The following is a 16851-nucleotide window of genomic DNA, read 5'->3' on the forward strand; positions in this document are numbered from 1 at the left end:
AAGATTAGATTTCCCATCTGGTTAACAGAGTAAGATCCCAGGAAGACTACCTGGTAGATAGGTCACAGGTGTAAGGGCAGCAATGTCTTCAGCTAAGTGATACTAATAGATCGAGGACTTGACCAAATAGATGAAACTCAGCAGTTATCTGCTGAGTAGTGACTTGAAACGAAATCAAAGATTTCTGCAAGTCATCCATATTCACTGTGTAGTTTTGAGTGTACAGACACTTAAAGGACACATAATCCAGTGACGATAGCGAAGGGGTCACACCTGTTCCCATACCGAACACAGAAGTTAAGCCCTTCAGCGCCGATGGTACTTGGTTGGAAGCGACCTGGGAGAGTAGGACGTCGCTGGTTTTTTATTTTTTGAATAAGCATACATATAGAACAGCAGCCATTAGAGAAAAACTTTCTAATAAGGCTGCTTTTTATTTTGCAGGGACCTTATACTCAAAAAAACTTATATTTCAAAATACTGTTGAGTAAGTCATATATATATGTAAAAATAGGGTATAAGATTCAAGTAAAATAAAATTTAAAAATACAGGGGGAATAGATTTGAAAAGAAATGGAAAGAAAATAATGTCGCTAGTTCTAGCATCTGCGATTATGGTATCGAGTGGAGTCACAATGGCAGATAGAGACAATAATAAAAGCAATGGAAAAAGCAACCGCATATACAGTACAAATGAATTAAAGCAGATAAATGAGGCTGGCGAGAAAATAAGAAAAGAAAATAAAGGTGTCTCTGTTATATCTGTGGAGGATATAGTTTCAAGGAGAAGTATAAAATTCGATACACCTCCTGTTATAAAGGAAAACAGAACTCTAGTTCCGGTTAGAGCTATATCAGAAGGGTTTAAAGCTCAGGTTGAATGGCTTCCAGAGACTAAAGAAGTTGTCATAAAAAAAGACGATAAGACAATAGTTCTGAAGCTTGGAAGCAATATAGCGCTAGTAAACGGCATTGAAAAAGAGATAGATTCTGAGGCACAGGCTTTCTCAAGCAGGACCTATGTTCCGCTTAGATTTATAGCAGAGGAGCTCGGGACTAAGATTTCATATGTAAAAGAGACCGGAAAAATAGAGTTGGACGACGACGTTGATGAAATAAAAGAGGACTTAGAGGAGAGCTTAGAGGATCTGAAAGAGGATTTAGAAGAATTGGAAAAAGCTCTGAAAGATGAAGATAAAGCTAAGCTGGATTCGCTAAAGTTGAAGATTGAAGAGCTGGAAAATGAGCTAAAGGACTTGGATATAGACTTTGAGAGCTATAAAGACAACGATGACAACGACGATGATGACAGTAGCGATGATATTGACGACGACAACGACGATGACAGCAATGACGATGATGATAGCAACAGTGATGACACTGACGACGACAAAGAAGACAATAATAGCGATGACGATAATTAAAAAATAATGATAAACGGCGTTGCAAGTCCACAAGCTGTACTAAGTGGACAGGCACGCTGTTCACTTATTGGAGCACTTGGACCTGTACTCCATGGGAGTTTTTAGTTCGATCTTTTTAAAGACAGTGGAAAAGTAACTTTGGTTTTTAAACCCGCATATGCTGGATATATATTCTAGAGAATAGTCCTCAGACTCGAGAAATTCCTTGGCTCTAGAAACTCGAAGTTTATTTATGAAACTGGTAACTCTCATCCCAGTATGTTTTATAAACATAGAAGAGAGGTAGTTCTTAGATACATGCACTCTGCTTGAAAGAACTTCTAAAGAGAGATCTGAGTTCAAGTTGCTCTCTATATATTCAATAGTTTCAAAGATCAATATATTGCTACAGTTTAAAGAATTAAAGGAGATAAAATTGGAAAAGCCAGTTAGGGCTTCTCTTCCAATCGACAAGATTTCATCAGGACAGCCCTCTGACTCTATTTTTCTTATATAAGACGCAGTAAGCTCTTTCAGCTTAGAACAAGGGGTTTGACATACGCTTTTTCCTATGTAGTAGATAGTACATATAACTTGGTTTTTCAAAGACCTTACAAAGCTTTCACCCGACAGGGTAAGCTCGCTTTTAGAACAATGCTTTTCATATATATCGATGGCCAAACTCAAGTCTTTTAGTCGAATGGCCTTTAGTATTTCGTCTTCAAAATTATAACTGCACATATAAACAAACCTCCTGGATGATTTTTTATAAAAACACAATTGATTTCTATAAAAAATAAAATATATCTATAGTAGAATTATAATATAAATGATAATCAATATCAATAAGGAGGAGCGAATATGGCAAAGTTAAATATAATATACTGGAGTGGGACAGGAAACACAGAAAAGATGGGAGAGCTTATAAAAGAAGGAGCCTTAGCGTCAGGAGCAGATGTAGAGCTTATAGATGTGACTACAGCCGACAGTGGAGCTTTGGACGCAGAGATATTGGCATTGGGATCGCCTTCTATGGGAGCCGAGGAAGTTGAGGCCGAGATGGAGGACTTTATATCTTCCAACAGCGACAAGCTTTCAGGAAAGCGAGTCGGGCTCTTTGGGTCTTATGACTGGGGAGATGGAGAGTGGATGAGAGAGTGGAAAGACACGATATCCAGCTACGGAGCAGAGGTTGTAGGCGATGGCTGCATAGTTAATCTTACTCCAGATGGAGAAAGTGCGGAGCAGTGCAAGACATATGGAAAATCTTTGGTAGAAGGAAGATAATATGAGAAGTATAACCGAAGAATTTTTCAAGAACATCTCTAGACTAGAGAGAGGGGAATATATGGACTGCTTTCTGACTTATATGACATCGCCTGTTATCATGAAGCTAAAGCCTTCGATGACTATATCTGTTCAGTCTAGTGAAATAAAGCTGTTTAGAGAATGGGCTGAAAAGCTAGACAACCAAGATATAAAGCATGTAGAGATAAAATCAGGGTACGAAAAGACAGTTGTGTTTATATACAGCGAGGAGACTTTGACTTTCCAACTTGAGAGTGTCGAAAATAAAAAGATACTCGGTTCTTTGGGATATACTTCTGAATCTTCACTTGAAGAAAAGTTAGAGAGGTTAAAGCTCAGGATGACTATGGACGAGTTTCCTCACGAGATAGGTGTATTTCTGGGTATACCTGCAAGAGATGTGGTTGGGTTCATAAAAGGGGAAGAGTGCATACACTGTGGCTATTGGAAGGTGTACGGGAATTTAAGCGAAGCTAAAAAGACATTTGGTCTTTACGATCTCTCTAAAAACATAGTAATGGAAAGTATACTGGGTGGAAAGAACTTAGACGATACACTCAGCATTATGAGAAGTTTTAGGGGAAAGGAGTGCTCTCTACAGTAGAGAAAGTGCAATGGCAAAAATTAAAAATAGTCAAAAAAGTCGCAGAGCTGGCTGACTCCAGTTCGCGACTTTTTTGAGTTTAATACTCTATACCTTTTCTAGCGGGGATTCCAGATTCAAACGGATGTTTTAGAGGCGTTATAACACTTACATAGTCGGATATCTCTATCAGGTTTTCTGGAGCATTTCGGCCAGTCAAGATTATCTCCATCGCTTCAGGCTTTGACTTAAGCAAAGAGGCAAGCTCTTCAGAACATACAAGGTTGTTGGATATCGCGCCCATTATTTCATCCAAGATAAGTACATCGCAGTCGGAGTTAGTTATGACTGAAGAGATAAACTCCATCGCCTTGTCGATGTCTTCTTGCAGCTCGGCTTTCTCTTCGTCGCTCAAGGTCCAGAAGAAACCTCTAGGACGCTCAAACCTAAATATGCTGAAGTTTTCAACTTTTTCGAGCGCGCGAAGCTCCCCAGTATTGCTGCTTTTCAGGAATTGAACCATATAGACAGAGAGGTCATTTCCGGAAGCTCTCAGCCCTTGTCCTATTGCAGCAGTGGTCTTCCCCTTGCCATCTCCAGTGTATATATGAATAAGACCAGTTTGTAATTTCAAAAAATCAGCCCCTTTATATTCTATTTATGAGATAATTATAATATAATAAATGCTTAAATAGAAGATAAAAGCAAATAATATTTAAATAGGGTAGAAAAACAGTTAACTGGGTATTATAGAAAATATGAATATTGAAATTTTAGGAGGGTTTATATGATATTTAAGAAAAGAGGAAATTGCGACGAGGCCAGAAAGATAGTTACATACGTAGAGAAGCGGTTGGATGGCGAGAATGTGGATCCGCCTGTAGTGGATTTTGACCTCCACCAGTATATACTCAATATATTTATGAATCTACTGGAGAACAACAGCCAAAACAAGAAGTATCTGCTTGAACTCTTGGAAAAGTCGTCTAAGCTGAGCGAATTTGACGTAGAGATATCATTTATATCTAAGAAAATGGAGGGCGTGGCAGAAGAACTGTCTTACTTCAGTACATCCAATATGGCGGTTGTAGAGGAGACTACAGCCGGTATGAGCCAGGTAAAGGAGGCTATAGAAAACAGCAACTCGATACTTGAGGACATAACGGCAAAGTCTGACGACTTGATAAGGACGAATAAAGAGAACAGAGAGCAGATAGACTACGTCATAAAGATAAAGGACAATGTGGTCTCGGATGCAGACATAATGGCGGATAAGATAGCCACTCTAGAGGAGATGTCTAGAAAAGTGGACGAGATGGTTGAAGGAGTAGGCAGCATAGCAGAGCAGACAAACCTGCTGGCTCTAAACGCCTCTATAGAAGCTGCAAGGGCAGGAGAGCACGGACGGGGATTTGCTGTAGTTGCCGAAGAAATCAGAAAGCTAGCCGAGGACACAAAGAGCAAGCTTTCAGATATGCAGTCTTTCACAGAGAACATAAGGGTTGCAACAAAGGAGAGCACAGACAGTGTAAACCATACTATAGCTTCAATGGCAGATATGAGCGAAAAGATAGACTCCGTGAGCAAGACTTTTGAAGAAAGTGTGGAGAGTCTTGAGACAACTGTAAATGGCGTGACAGACCTTGCGAGCATGATGCAGGAGATAAACGCTTCTACAGTAGAGATTTCACAGGCCATGGACACAATAGCTGTAGATTCAGAGAAGATAAACTACATGGCCAAAGAGGTCTTTGACGACGCAGAGGAGACCAGGAAGTCTTCGCAAAAGATATCAGATATAGACACAGAGATTTCGAGAATAATAGGGGAGCTTATAAAGATACTCAACAAAGGGACTCATCCTATCTACAACGATGACTTTATAAAGTCTGTAAACTCAGCAGTATCTGCACACCAGAACTGGGTCGTAAAGCTAAAGGAGATGGTCGACAACAGAGAAGTAAAACCGATACAGTCAGACGGTCACAAATGTGGATTCGGTCACTTCTATCACTCTATAGACCTAGAGCATCCTGAGCTTGCAAATGACTGGAAACGAGTGGACCCTCTGCACAAAGAGCTCCACAGCAAAGCCGATGTGGTAAAAGACTATATATCCAAGGGAGATATGGAGAATGCAAAGAAAGAATACCATTATACTGAAAACCTTTCAAAGCAGATAATAGAAATACTTAGAGGAATTTCGTCTAAAGCGGAGAGTATGAGTAGAGAGGGAGAGTATGTATTCAAAGTCAAGATAGATAAGGCCTAGTGCCTTATCTTTTTAAAAAGAACTTGATTTTAGAAGCAGAAGTAATTATAATATAAACAAAGTCAAAGAAAGTCAAAGTATAAAAAGGAGATGGAGTCATGAAAATGGAAAAGTTCACTCAGAAGTCCCTCGAGGCCATAGAGCTGGCTACAGAGGAGGCCATAAAAAATGAAAATTCCCAGATAGAGGACCTGCATATAAACCTGGCTCTAATGAATCAGTCAGGAGGGCTTATCTCTAAGCTCTACAGCCTTATGGACATAGATATAGAGTCGGTGAAAAGAGAGATAAAAGAGCAGATTTCGAAGCTTCCAAAACTTCAAGGCGAAGGGGCAAGCAACCCATACGCCAGTAGGATTCTCAACAAGATACTTTTAAACGCGGAGGACGAGGCGAGAAGCTATGGGGATGAATATATAAGCGTAGAGCATATATACCTTGCGCTTATAAAGGAAAGGAATTCCAAGTCAAAGGAGATTTTTAAAAAGTACGGTGTAAATGTAGATGCTTTTCTGGTGGCGCTTAGAAAAGTCAAAGGAGACCAAAAGGTGAGTAGCAATAACCCGGAAGAAACTTACGAAGTGCTTGAAAAGTACGGAAGAGATCTCTGCGAGGATGCTGAAAAGGGAAGGATAGACCCTGTGATAGGCAGAGACAGCGAGATAAGAAATGCTATCAGGATTCTCTCTAGAAGGACTAAGAACAACCCAGTGCTTATAGGAGAGCCAGGAGTAGGAAAGACTGCCATAGTTGAAGGACTTGCGCAGAGGATAGTGAACAAAGACGTGCCGGAGGGGCTTAAGGACAAGACCATCTTTTCGCTGGACATGGGAGCGCTTATAGCTGGAGCCAAGTTTAGAGGCGAGTTCGAAGAGAGGCTCAAGGCAGTCTTAGAGGAAGTGAAGAAGTCGGAGGGCAGGATAATTCTGTTCATAGATGAGATACACAATATAGTAGGAGCTGGAAAGACAGAAGGAGCCATGGACGCCGGAAACCTTCTAAAGCCAATGCTTGCAAGAGGGGAGCTTCACTGCATAGGGGCTACAACTCTAGACGAGTACAGGAAGTATATAGAGAAAGACGCCGCGCTTGAGAGAAGGTTCCAGAAGGTAGTGGTGGATCAGCCTACAGTGGAGGACAGCATAGCTATACTGAGGGGTATAAAGGAGAAGTACGAGATACACCACGGCGTCAGGATAGCGGACAGCGCTGTAATAGCCGCCGTAAACCTTTCGGACAGGTATATAAGCGACAGGTTTCTTCCAGACAAGGCCATAGACCTTATGGACGAGTCGGCCGCAATGCTCAAGATGGAGATAGACAGCGTGCCTATAGAGATAGACGAGCTGAACAGAAAGATAATGCAGCTTCAGATAGAGGCCCAGTCGCTCAAGAGGGAGACAGACGACTATTCCAAAAAGAGGCTGGATACTATACAGAAAGAGATATCTGAACTGGAGGGAGAGGCCAGCGAACTTAGGGCGCAGTGGAATATAGAGAAAGAGGGCATAGAGAGGATAAGCGAGCTCAAGAAAGAGATGGACGCTGTAAAGATAGAGATCGAGGAAGCCGAGAGGAAGTACGATTTAGAGCGTGTTGCGAGGCTTAAGTACGGCAAGCTCAAGGAGCTGGAGAAGGAGCTAGAAGCTCAGAAGGAAAGCGAGAAAAGCAAGGAACACAGCATGCTAAAAGAGGAAGTAACCGATATAGACATAGCTGAAATAGTGGCCAGATGGACAGGTGTGCCTGTTACAAAGCTTGTAGAGGGAGAGAGGCAGAAGCTCTTGAGGCTCGAGTCTATTCTGAAGAAGAGAGTGATAGGGCAGGACGAAGCCATAAGAAATGTCTCGGATGCAGTAATAAGGGCGAGAGCCGGGCTTAAAGACATAAACAAACCAATAGGGTCTTTTATATTCCTAGGACCTACAGGAGTTGGAAAAACAGAGCTTGCAAAGACTGTTTCAGAGGCTCTTTTCGACAGCGAGAAGAATATAATAAGGATAGACATGTCGGAGTATATGGAGAAACATTCGGTTGCAAGGCTTATAGGAGCACCTCCAGGATATGTGGGCTACGACGAGGGCGGACAGCTTACAGAAGCGGTCAGGAGAAAGCCTTATAGCATAGTGCTGTTTGACGAGATAGAGAAGGCTCACCCAGATGTGTTCAACATACTGCTTCAGGTGTTAGACGACGGAAGGCTTACAGACAACCAGGGCAGGACTGTGGACTTCAAGAACACCATCATAATAATGACCTCCAATATAGGCTCGGACTACCTTATAGAGGGGATAGGCGAAGACGGAAGTATAACAGAAGAGGCGAAAGAAGATGTGATGAATATTATGAGAAGCAACTTCAGACCGGAGTTCCTGAACAGGCTAGACGAGATCATAATGTTCAAGCCTCTAAACAGAGAGGACATCTACAGGATAATAGACCTTGTAGTCAAAGGCATAGCCAAGAGGCTAGAGGACAGGCATATGACAATAGAGCTTACAGAGGCTGCAAAAGACCATGTCCTTAGAAATGCCTACTCCAATGTGTACGGAGCTAGACCTATAAAGAGGTATATACAGAGGTTCATAGAGACAGAGATAGGAAAGAAGATAATAGCCGGGGAAATAGGCGAAGAGGACAGCATAGTTGTGGAAGAAGAGAGTGGAGAACTTGTGGTGAAATCTTAAAAAGACAGGAAACTGTCTTTTTTTTTTGCAAAAGAGAGAGAAAACGATAGCGGAGTTTCTAAAATGATGTATAATATAAAACGAAAGATAAGTGAGAGGAGAATGCTTTAATGGAAAGAAGAGTAGGTACAGTTGTAAGAGGTCTTAGAGCACCGATGATAAAAGAAGGGGACGACATAGCGAAGATAACTGTGGAGTCTGTACTAGAGGCGGCTAAATGCGAGGGGTTCAGCCTTAGAGACAGAGACGTAATAGGGATAACAGAGTCGCTAGTTGCAAGAGCGCAGGGAAACTATGTAACTGTGGACAATATAGTTGAAGATTTGAACAGCAAGTTCAAAGGCGACGACATAGCAGTACTTTTCCCTATACTGAGCAGAAACAGATTCGCCATAATACTTAAGGCGATAGCTAGAACAGGCAAGAACGTGCATCTTTTCCTAAACTACCCATCTGACGAAGTTGGAAACCACCTTATGGACGTAGACGCAATGGACAGACTGGGAGTTGATCCATACAAGGACTTCCTGACAGAGGAGAAGTACAGGGAACTTTTCGGAGAGCATGTAAATCATCCTTTTACAGGTGTGGACTACGTTAGAATGTACAGAGAGATTTCGGAAGAGGACAATATAAAGATATACCTCACAAATGACGCAAAAGAAGCTCTTAAGTATGCAGACGATATACTTGTTGCCAACATACATGAAAGAGGAAGAACAAAGAGAATACTGAATATAGCTGGAGCCAAGAATGTACACGGCATAGATGAGATTATGAGCAGCCCTATAGATGGAAGCGGATACAACGACGAGTACGGACTGCTTGGATCTAACACTTCTACAGAGGAGAAAGTGAAACTTTTCCCTAGAGACTGCGACAAGCTTGTAAGAAGCATACAGCAGGAGATAAAGGCTCAGACAGGAAAAATGGTCGAAGTGCTTGTATATGGAGACGGGGCTTTCAAAGATCCAGTAGGAAAGATATGGGAGCTTGCAGACCCAGTTGTTTCACCAGGGTTCACAGACGGACTGCTTGGAACTCCTAGCGAGATAAAGCTGAAGTATGTAGCCGACAACGAGTTCAGCGATATGGAGTCTTCAGACATGATGGACGAAATAAAGAAAAAGATAAGGGCGAACGAGAGTGCTGAGTTTGCAGAGCACCACAGCCTGGGAACTACACCTAGACAGCTTACAGACCTTATAGGAAGCCTTTGCGACCTTACAAGCGGAAGTGGGGACAAGGGAACACCTATAATACTTGTACAAGGATATTTTGACAATTTAGCTAGTGAATAATAAAAGTGCGGGGCGTTGAGAGATCAACGCCTTGAATACTATAGAGGAGGCGCTGAAATGAAAAGAGTTCTCTACATAAAGTCCAATCCAAAGGCTGAGTCCGATTCATACAGCTTGACAGCGGGCAGGATCTTCATAGAGAGTTACAAGGAGCTCCACCCTGAAGACATAGTCGTGGAAAAAGACCTCTACACAGAGGAGATTCCAGAGGTGGACGAACATGTGCTGAGGGCCTGGGACAAGGCCAAGACAGGGGAGGAATTGACTTACCTAGAGAGAGAGTCTCTGAAAAAAGTCCACAGAGCTGTGGATGAGTTCAAGAGCTTCGACAAGTACGTCATGGTCTCGCCTATGTGGAACTTCTTTATGAACTGGAAGCTCAAGAAGTATATAGACCTGCTGTTTGTGGTGAACAAGACTTTCAGGTACGCAAGTGGCGGAAAGCTAGAGGGGCTTCTTGGAGGGAGGAAGCTGCTCTACATACAGGCTACGGGAGGAGTGTACGCTGAAGACGACTATGAAAAAGACTTGTCACATTACTACTTGAAGTCGCTCTTCGGATCTGTAGGCGTAGCGTGTGTAGACCCTATACTAGTGGAGTCCACAAACAGCAGCAGGTACAGCGGGGCTGAGATAATAAAGAGAAGAGACAAGAGGATAGAGGAAGTTCTAAAGAGCTTTTAGTTGAAGCAAGCCCAAAGTAGTGATAATATATTACTAGAACTGATGAAAATAAAGCAGAAAAGAGGGATAATAGTGACAGATAGAATAAAGATGAATACGCCGTTAGTAGAGATGGACGGAGACGAGATGACTAGAATCATATGGAGCATGATAAAGGAAAACCTTATCGAGCCATATGTGGAGCTTAAGACAGAGTACTACGACCTAGGGCTTGAGAAGAGAAACGAGACAGACGACAAGATAACTGTAGAGGCTGCAGAAGCCATAAAGAAATACGGAGTAGGGGTTAAATGTGCAACTATAACACCTAATGCAGACAGAATGAAAGAGTACGAGCTAAAAGAGATGTGGAAGAGCCCTAACGGGACTATAAGGGCCATACTTGACGGAACAGTTTTCAGAACTCCAATAACAGTGGACAGCATAAAGCCGTTTGTAAAGCCTTGGAAAAAGCCTATAACAGTTGCAAGACACGCTTACGGAGACATATACAAGGACGTGGAGTGCAGAATCGAAAAGGCTGCCAAAGTGGAGCTTGTGGTTTCAGATGAAAACGGCGAAATAGAGAGAAAGCTTGTACACAATTTCGACGGGCCGGGAGTAGCGCTTGGAATGCACAACATAGACAAGTCGATAGACAGCTTTGCTAGAGCTTGTTTCAACTACGCACTTGACTTAAAGCAGGACCTTTGGTTTGCGGCTAAAGACACTATTTCCAAGATATACGACCACAGGTTTAAGGACGTGTTCGAGGAGATATACGAAGCTGAGTACAAAGAGAAGTACAAATCAGCGGGCATAGAGTATTTCTACACTCTTATAGACGACGCCATAGCCAGAGTTGTGAAGTCGGAAGGTGGAATGGTGTGGGCCTGCAAGAACTACGACGGAGACGTCATGTCAGACCTTGTAGCGACTGCATTCGGAAGCCTTGCTATGATGACATCAGTGCTTGTATCGCCAGAAGGGTTCTACGAGTACGAGGCGGCCCATGGAACAGTTCAGAGACATTACTACAGACATCTAGAGGGAGAAGAGACTTCAACTAACGCTATGGCGACTATATTCGCCTGGAGTGGGGCCCTTAGAAAAAGAGGAGAGCTAGATGGAATAAAAGAGCTTATGTCGTTTGCTGACAGGCTTGAAGAAGCTTCTATAAAGACTATAGAAGAAGGTGTAATGACTAAAGACCTTATAGAGCTTTCAGAAGTAGAGCAGAAGAAGAGCGTGAACACAGAGGAGTTCCTGCTGGAGATAAAGTCAAGACTGGACGCTATGATGAAGTAGCGCTAATTGAAATATCAGAAAAGATCATCGAGAGATGGTCTTTTTCTATTTAAAAGACAGTTCAATCAAATTTTAGAACGGATTTCGCCTTAAATAGGAATTGCAAAATATCAAAAAACAGTTTAGAATATATACTACATCTAGAAAAATAAATAGAATAAAACACAAGATATTGTATTCTAAACTATGCGGAGGTAAGCGATGAAGTTGGAGAATGAAATAAAGAGGGTATATACCCAGAAACTCGAAGAGCCGAAATACAGAGGCAAGAGCGTATACGACCTCTTTAAATACAAGACGGTGGACGTTGTGATGCAGGACTACAAGACTGGGAAGACTACAGTTGACATGAAGAATCTGGAGTTCCCGGAGTTCTACTCGCAAAATGCATGCGACATAATAGCCAGCAAGTACTTCAGAAAGCAGGGAGTTACAAACAAATACGGATATGAGAGGAGTATGAAGGAAGTTGTACATAGACTTACAAGTTTCTGGACAGAGGCCGCCTATAACGAGGGAATTCTAGACGAGGACAACAAGCAGATTTTCTACGACGAAGTGGCCTATATGATAATGGACCAGAGGTTTTCACCCAACAGCCCTCAATGGTTCAACACAGGGTTAAAACATTCTTACGGTATAGAGAAGGAATCAGACGGTCACTACTACTACGACGAGAAGACAGGAAGAGTAGAGGCTTCAAAAGACGCCTACACGAGGACTCAGGGGAGCGCCTGTTTTATAGTTTCGATAGCTGACAGCTTGCTAGGAGACAAGTCCATAACAGAGCAGATAGTCACAGAGACTAGGCTTTTCAAGCATGGCTCGGGCACGGGAACCAATTTCTCTGAAATCAGGGGAGTCGGCGAGAAGCTTTCCGGAGGAGGCACATCTTCAGGGCTTATGAGCTTTCTCAAAGTGTTCGACAGAAATGCAGGGGCCATAAAGTCGGGTGGAACTACAAGAAGGGCGGCCAAGATAGTCTGCTTGGATGTAGACCATCCTGAGATAGAGGATTTCATAGACTGGAAGGTAAAAGAGGAGAAGAAGGTCATGGCGCTAGGCAAGATGGGCTACGACATGGACTTCAACGGAGAGGCCTATGAAACGGTTTCAGGCCAGAACAGCAACAACTCTGTAAGGTTTACAGACGAATTTATGAGAAAGGCTCTCGGGGAAGAGGATTCTTCTTGGGAGCTAAAAGGCCGCGTGGACAGCAGGATAAACAAGAGTGTGGACGCCTCGAAGCTTTGGGACAAGTTCAACTACGCGTCTTGGTTCTGTGCAGACCCTGCGCCCCAGTTCCACGACATAATAAACGACTGGAACACATGCAAGGTGGAGGACATAGAGGCTTCAAACCCATGTAGCGAATACCACTTTTTAAAGGATACAGCTTGCAACCTTCTAAGTCACAACGTAGTAAAGTACTACAACCCGGAGACTGGAGAATTCGACACAGAGAACTTCAAACATGCTGTGTCGCTGGCGCAGGTTATACTGGAAGCCACTATACACTGGGGTCATTTCCCTACAGCTGATATAGCGGAGAGAAGCCACCTCTACAGGACGACTGGGCAGGGTGTTGCAAACTTAGGAGCACTTCACATGATGATGGCGCATCCTTACGACTCCGACGAGGCGAGAAACATAGGTGCGTCAATAGTTGGGCTTTTGACAGGACAGGCGTACAGGATGTCGTCTCTTATGGCGGAAAAGGTGGGATCATTCCCAGAATACCCTAGAAACAGAGAGTCTATGCTCAGGGTTATAAGAAACCATGCAAGGGTAGTGGACGCCATAGATGGAGATTTCGAGCTTGGATATACACCTCTTAAGGTGGACCACTCTGTGCTTGAGAAAGAGGGGCTGGAGAGTCTGTCTGAATGCCTTAAGTCTGTATGGAGAGAGACTTACGAGTATGGGGAGAAATACGGATATAGAAATGCACAGGTGACTGTAATAGCGCCTACGGGGACTATAGCGTTGGCGATGGACTGCGCCACTACTGGCCCTGAGCCTTTCTTTGCGCATGTAGTCTACAAGAAGCTTGTAGGCGGAGGGTTTATGGAGATAGTGAACCCCCATATTTCAATTGCGCTTAAAAAGCTCGGGTATACAAACTCTCAGATAAGGGACATAGAGGACTATATCCTGAAAAAAGAGAAGGTGACGGAGAACGGATACTCATACGAGAAGATAAAAGATGGAAAGATAGAGGGTGCGCCTCATCTGAAGCCGGAGCATCTAACGGTGTTCGACACGGCCAACAAATGCGGCACAGGAGCGAGGTATATAGAGCCTATGGCCCATGTGAAGTATATAGCTCAGATCACGCCTCTTGTATCAGGAGCCATAAGCAAGACTGTAAACCTACCGAACTCGGCTACTATAGAGGAGTTCAAGGAAGTCCACAGCCAGGCTTGGAAGATGGGGGTAAAGTGTATAGCGCTTTATAGAGATGGAAGCAAGGCCAGCCAGCCGCTTAACTCATCCAAGAGAGACGAAAAGAAGAAGCTGGAGGAGCTTAGCTACTGGGAGCTGCTGGAGCTAGTCAAGAAGCTCAAGGAAAAAGAGGAAAGCGAAAAGCCTCACTTCAGATCAGAGGTTGAAAACTACAGATTAGATGAAAAAGAAGGGTTTAAAAAAGTGGAGTGTTCAAGCTGTGGAAGCATATCCATGGTTCCAAACGGAACATGCCACATATGTCTAGAGTGCGGGAGCACAACAGGATGTAGCTAAAAAAATAAGTCTATGGAGGAAATCCTCCATAGACTTATTTTTTATATACAGGAATGTCGTATTTAAGCGTATAACCTGAACATAGGTCATATAGCTTTTTCATGTTGTTTACCTGCTTGTAGGCCCAGCCTATATCTGTTGCATACTGGTGCCATATCTTGTTTATATCTGGATGCCACTTCATCTCGTAGAGCGTATTCTGGCCCTTGCTTATATAGCCTTCGCTTATAAACTTGGCTCCGCCGACTATAGCTTTCTCAGGTGTGAACCAGCCTTCCTTGTAGGCTTTTTCAGCGCCGAGTTTCAGAGGATTGGAGTCTACAGCGCCTATTCCGAACATATTGTAGACTGTCTTAGGCTCGACAGGCTTGCCGTCTACAGTAGACACCAGCACTCCTTTGGCTAGAGAAGAAGATCCGTTCCCTGTCTCCAAGAAAGCATGAGACACTAGGTATATCTCGTTTACGCCGTAAGTCTTTCCTGCCTCTATAAAGGAAGATCCTTTGCCGCTCAGGATTCCCTTGTTTACAAGCACATTTTTGTCCAGCTCAAGAGCTGAAATTCCAGAAGACCTTGAGAGGTCTAGGAACTGAAAAGATCCAGCTGTGTTCATAGGGAAATTGCCAGGGTCGAGGTAGTACCTTATATCCTCAGGCTTGGCGTTTCTCCAAGTGGCGGTGTACTGAATCCTGTACCAGCCGTTTTCCTCTCCTGTTATAGATACTATGCTTCCTTTCTTGAGAGTACCATATGCAAATGACATGGCATCCATCTGGGACCTGACTTGAGCTGCATCTGAAGTTACAGTGCCCACCATCCCGTTCACAGTCTGGAGCTGAGAGCTATGCACAAATCCAGGCTCGTTTCTGTATTTGTCAGTGACGTTCAGCCTTGAAGACTGCGCCTTTACCATATCAGAAATAGTTGCGTTGTACTGAGTGTAAGTCACAGCTGCGCCGTTGTCCTGGTTTCCAGATCCACCTGTGCCAGGAGTTTGAGGCTCTTCAGGCAAGCTAGGTTCTGGTGCTGTAGGAGTCTCGTTCTTCACGAACAGGGCCAGATTATTGCCGATTCGTTCCGCTGTGTAAGAAAACTTGCTCACATCGCTTTTAAGGTCGAGCACGACTCTTGTGACAAGAGTTCCGCTGCTGTACTCTTTTGGGTTTTCATACTGCGAAGTCCTTACCCTGGCTACAGAGCTAGAACTAACTGAACTACTTGTGTTAAGCGACGTGTCCAGCATATCTACAACTACCCTTCCAGACATGGTGAAGGCCTTGTAGTCCGTAGTGCTGCTGTTGTGAAGCACTATGGCTTCTCGCCCATTTATGTTTTCAAGGGTTATATTTCCCAAGGAATTAACCGAAAGCTCAGGAAAGACGACAGACACGTTGTTCCCGTCGAAAACAGGCTCGAAGCTTGTCTTGGACGAAAGGTTTATAGTCACCCTTAAGTTGTTGTCATCTAGCTGAGAAGCTGTAACTGACTTCACAGGAAACTTTGAGATATGAGACTCAAAGTACTTTCTTTCGATTCCTCCTATCTTTATCTTTCCATTCGGAATATCCAGCACTATTTTGTCTGGACTTTCAGCCGGTACATATACCTTAGGTGCACTGCCTGAAGAAAGAGAAAGTGAAACCGACGAGAGCTGCTTTGAATTCAGGTCACTTGAAGTTATATCAGATAGCTCGACATGAGTTCTGTCTATACCAAGCTGTGGATATACAACCTCGGCCTGAAAGCTTTCCTGGCTCCAGTTTACAACACCTCCGATTTCTTCGGATATAAACCTGAGTGGAACCATAGTGTAGCTGTGAGATTCCCCTTGCCTGCCGATCAGCTTTGGAGGAACGCCTAGGTCTATTTTTTTCTTTATGCCGTTTATCAAAACATAGTTGCTGTCTATTTCAAGGTAGATAGTCTTGTCTTTTGACTTTATTGTAACGCCTTTTTCACCGCTTTCATTGTTCCAAACAACATCGGCTCCCATGGCTTCAGCTATATCTCTAAGCGGAACCATAGTCCTGCCTTCATAAATGACAGCTGGAAAGCTAGTCGGAAGTTCGGATTCATTGAAAGAGACGCCCACATTTCTAAGCGAAAGCTGCTTTCCGTCAACTAAAGCACCTGTGTAGGTCGCTATGGGGGCGCTAGTTGTCTTTGCGCTCACAGCGAGAATATCAGGAAGGTCTTCAGCGTATGTAGAAAGAGGCGATGCGATTATAGAGCAAGACAATAAAATCGATATGATTCGTTTCATCTCATGATACCTCCTAAAAAATAAATTCAATTTATTTATACCCAACTTATAATATATTTTACCATATAGACAAGGCAATATATATCAGAGTTTGGGCATGATAGGAAGACTGAGAAAATAGTTCTAGTTTTTTTGATTTGCAAAGCTTGTTTCTCTTAGAGTGTTTAAGGGTATCAAGTCCAAGAAGAGAAATACACAGTGAATAAATATTCCAAAAAAGCTGGTGTGTGACATTTGAGAGAAAAGTGAGGGTAAAGCCCTAGAATTTAATGAAAAATATCTAAAAAGCACAAAAAAATAATGAAAATATTATCTAAATAG

General features: G+C 43.1%; 12 protein-coding genes and 2 rRNA genes. 11 read left to right on the forward strand and 3 right to left on the reverse strand.

The annotated features are described in order from the left end of the window. The 3 genes from EUAN_RS04470 to EUAN_RS04480 form a co-directional block, all read left to right on the forward strand. A 23S ribosomal RNA gene (locus EUAN_RS04470) occupies positions 1-126 on the forward strand; the annotation flags it as partial. A 119-nt stretch (positions 127-245) separates the two neighbouring features. After that, positions 246-362: ribosomal RNA gene (gene rrf, locus EUAN_RS04475) — 5S ribosomal RNA — on the forward strand. A gap of 201 nt (positions 363-563) precedes the next feature. Beyond that, entirely contained in the window at positions 564-1424 is an 861-nt protein-coding gene (locus EUAN_RS04480) for a stalk domain-containing protein (protein ID WP_071062162.1), read from the forward strand. 60 nt (positions 1425-1484) lie between these two features. Here the strand turns inward: EUAN_RS04480 and EUAN_RS04485 are convergent, their stop codons facing one another. Beyond that, positions 1485-2144: a helix-turn-helix domain-containing protein gene (locus EUAN_RS04485; RefSeq protein ID WP_071062164.1), complete on the reverse strand. Its 660-nt coding sequence runs from the start codon at positions 2142-2144 to the stop codon at positions 1485-1487. A gap of 120 nt (positions 2145-2264) precedes the next feature. Between EUAN_RS04485 and EUAN_RS04490 the strand changes: the two genes are divergently transcribed. Continuing rightward, positions 2265-2690, forward strand: coding sequence for a flavodoxin (locus tag EUAN_RS04490; protein WP_071062166.1), 426 nt, complete (start codon positions 2265-2267; stop codon positions 2688-2690). Position 2691: 1 nt separating this feature from the next. Beyond that, entirely contained in the window at positions 2692-3315 is a 624-nt protein-coding gene (locus EUAN_RS04495) for a DUF3793 family protein (protein ID WP_071062168.1), read from the forward strand. 79 nt (positions 3316-3394) lie between these two features. On the opposite strand, the gene EUAN_RS04500 is transcribed toward EUAN_RS04495, so the two are convergent. Further along, complete coding sequence (locus EUAN_RS04500) at positions 3395-3928, reverse strand: cob(I)yrinic acid a,c-diamide adenosyltransferase (protein WP_071062170.1); 534 nt, start codon at positions 3926-3928, stop codon at positions 3395-3397. A 153-nt stretch (positions 3929-4081) separates the two neighbouring features. Here EUAN_RS04500 and EUAN_RS04505 point away from each other — a divergent pair, with 153 nt between their 5' ends. From EUAN_RS04505 to EUAN_RS04530, 6 genes are all read left to right on the forward strand, one after another. Beyond that, positions 4082-5566, forward strand: coding sequence for a methyl-accepting chemotaxis protein (locus tag EUAN_RS04505; RefSeq protein ID WP_071062172.1), 1485 nt, complete (start codon positions 4082-4084; stop codon positions 5564-5566). 98 nt (positions 5567-5664) lie between these two features. Then, complete coding sequence (gene clpB / locus EUAN_RS04510; RefSeq protein WP_071062175.1) at positions 5665-8253, forward strand: ATP-dependent chaperone ClpB; 2589 nt, start codon at positions 5665-5667, stop codon at positions 8251-8253. 110 nt (positions 8254-8363) lie between these two features. After that, a complete protein-coding gene (locus EUAN_RS04515; protein WP_071062177.1) occupies positions 8364-9554 on the forward strand; it encodes a coenzyme F420-0:L-glutamate ligase in 1191 nt (396 codons plus the stop codon). A 57-nt stretch (positions 9555-9611) separates the two neighbouring features. Next, positions 9612-10238, forward strand: a complete 627-nt coding sequence (locus tag EUAN_RS04520; protein WP_071062179.1) for an FMN-dependent NADH-azoreductase — start codon at positions 9612-9614, stop codon at positions 10236-10238. A 72-nt stretch (positions 10239-10310) separates the two neighbouring features. Next, positions 10311-11525, forward strand: a complete 1215-nt coding sequence (locus EUAN_RS04525; RefSeq protein WP_097678055.1) for an NADP-dependent isocitrate dehydrogenase — start codon at positions 10311-10313, stop codon at positions 11523-11525. A 201-nt stretch (positions 11526-11726) separates the two neighbouring features. Continuing rightward, complete coding sequence (locus tag EUAN_RS04530) at positions 11727-14267, forward strand: vitamin B12-dependent ribonucleotide reductase (RefSeq protein WP_071062181.1); 2541 nt, start codon at positions 11727-11729, stop codon at positions 14265-14267. Between the two features lie 34 nt (positions 14268-14301). Here EUAN_RS04530 and EUAN_RS04535 read toward each other — a convergent pair whose 3' ends face one another. After that, positions 14302-16530: a stalk domain-containing protein gene (locus tag EUAN_RS04535; RefSeq protein ID WP_084655722.1), complete on the reverse strand. Its 2229-nt coding sequence runs from the start codon at positions 16528-16530 to the stop codon at positions 14302-14304. Positions 16531-16851 lie beyond the last annotated feature (321 nt).

Origin of the sequence: Andreesenia angusta (genome assembly GCF_001855385.1) — a bacterium.
Lineage (GTDB): Bacteria > Bacillota > Clostridia > Tissierellales > Gottschalkiaceae > Andreesenia > Andreesenia angusta.

Bases quoted from the DNA above. Each gene is read 5' to 3' on its own strand.
- EUAN_RS04485 (WP_071062164.1), bottom strand. From the start codon at position 2,144: ATGTGCAGTTATAATTTTGAAGACGAAATACTAAAGGCCATTCGACTA.
- EUAN_RS04490 (WP_071062166.1), top strand. From the start codon at position 2,265: ATGGCAAAGTTAAATATAATATACTGGAGTGGGACAGGAAACACAGAA.
- EUAN_RS04495 (WP_071062168.1), top strand. From the start codon at position 2,692: ATGAGAAGTATAACCGAAGAATTTTTCAAGAACATCTCTAGACTAGAG.
- EUAN_RS04505 (WP_071062172.1), top strand. From the start codon at position 4,082: ATGATATTTAAGAAAAGAGGAAATTGCGACGAGGCCAGAAAGATAGTT.
- clpB (WP_071062175.1), top strand. From the start codon at position 5,665: ATGAAAATGGAAAAGTTCACTCAGAAGTCCCTCGAGGCCATAGAGCTG.
- EUAN_RS04515 (WP_071062177.1), top strand. From the start codon at position 8,364: ATGGAAAGAAGAGTAGGTACAGTTGTAAGAGGTCTTAGAGCACCGATG.
- EUAN_RS04520 (WP_071062179.1), top strand. From the start codon at position 9,612: ATGAAAAGAGTTCTCTACATAAAGTCCAATCCAAAGGCTGAGTCCGAT.
- EUAN_RS04530 (WP_071062181.1), top strand. From the start codon at position 11,727: ATGAAGTTGGAGAATGAAATAAAGAGGGTATATACCCAGAAACTCGAA.
- EUAN_RS04535 (WP_084655722.1), bottom strand. From the start codon at position 16,530: ATGAAACGAATCATATCGATTTTATTGTCTTGCTCTATAATCGCATCG.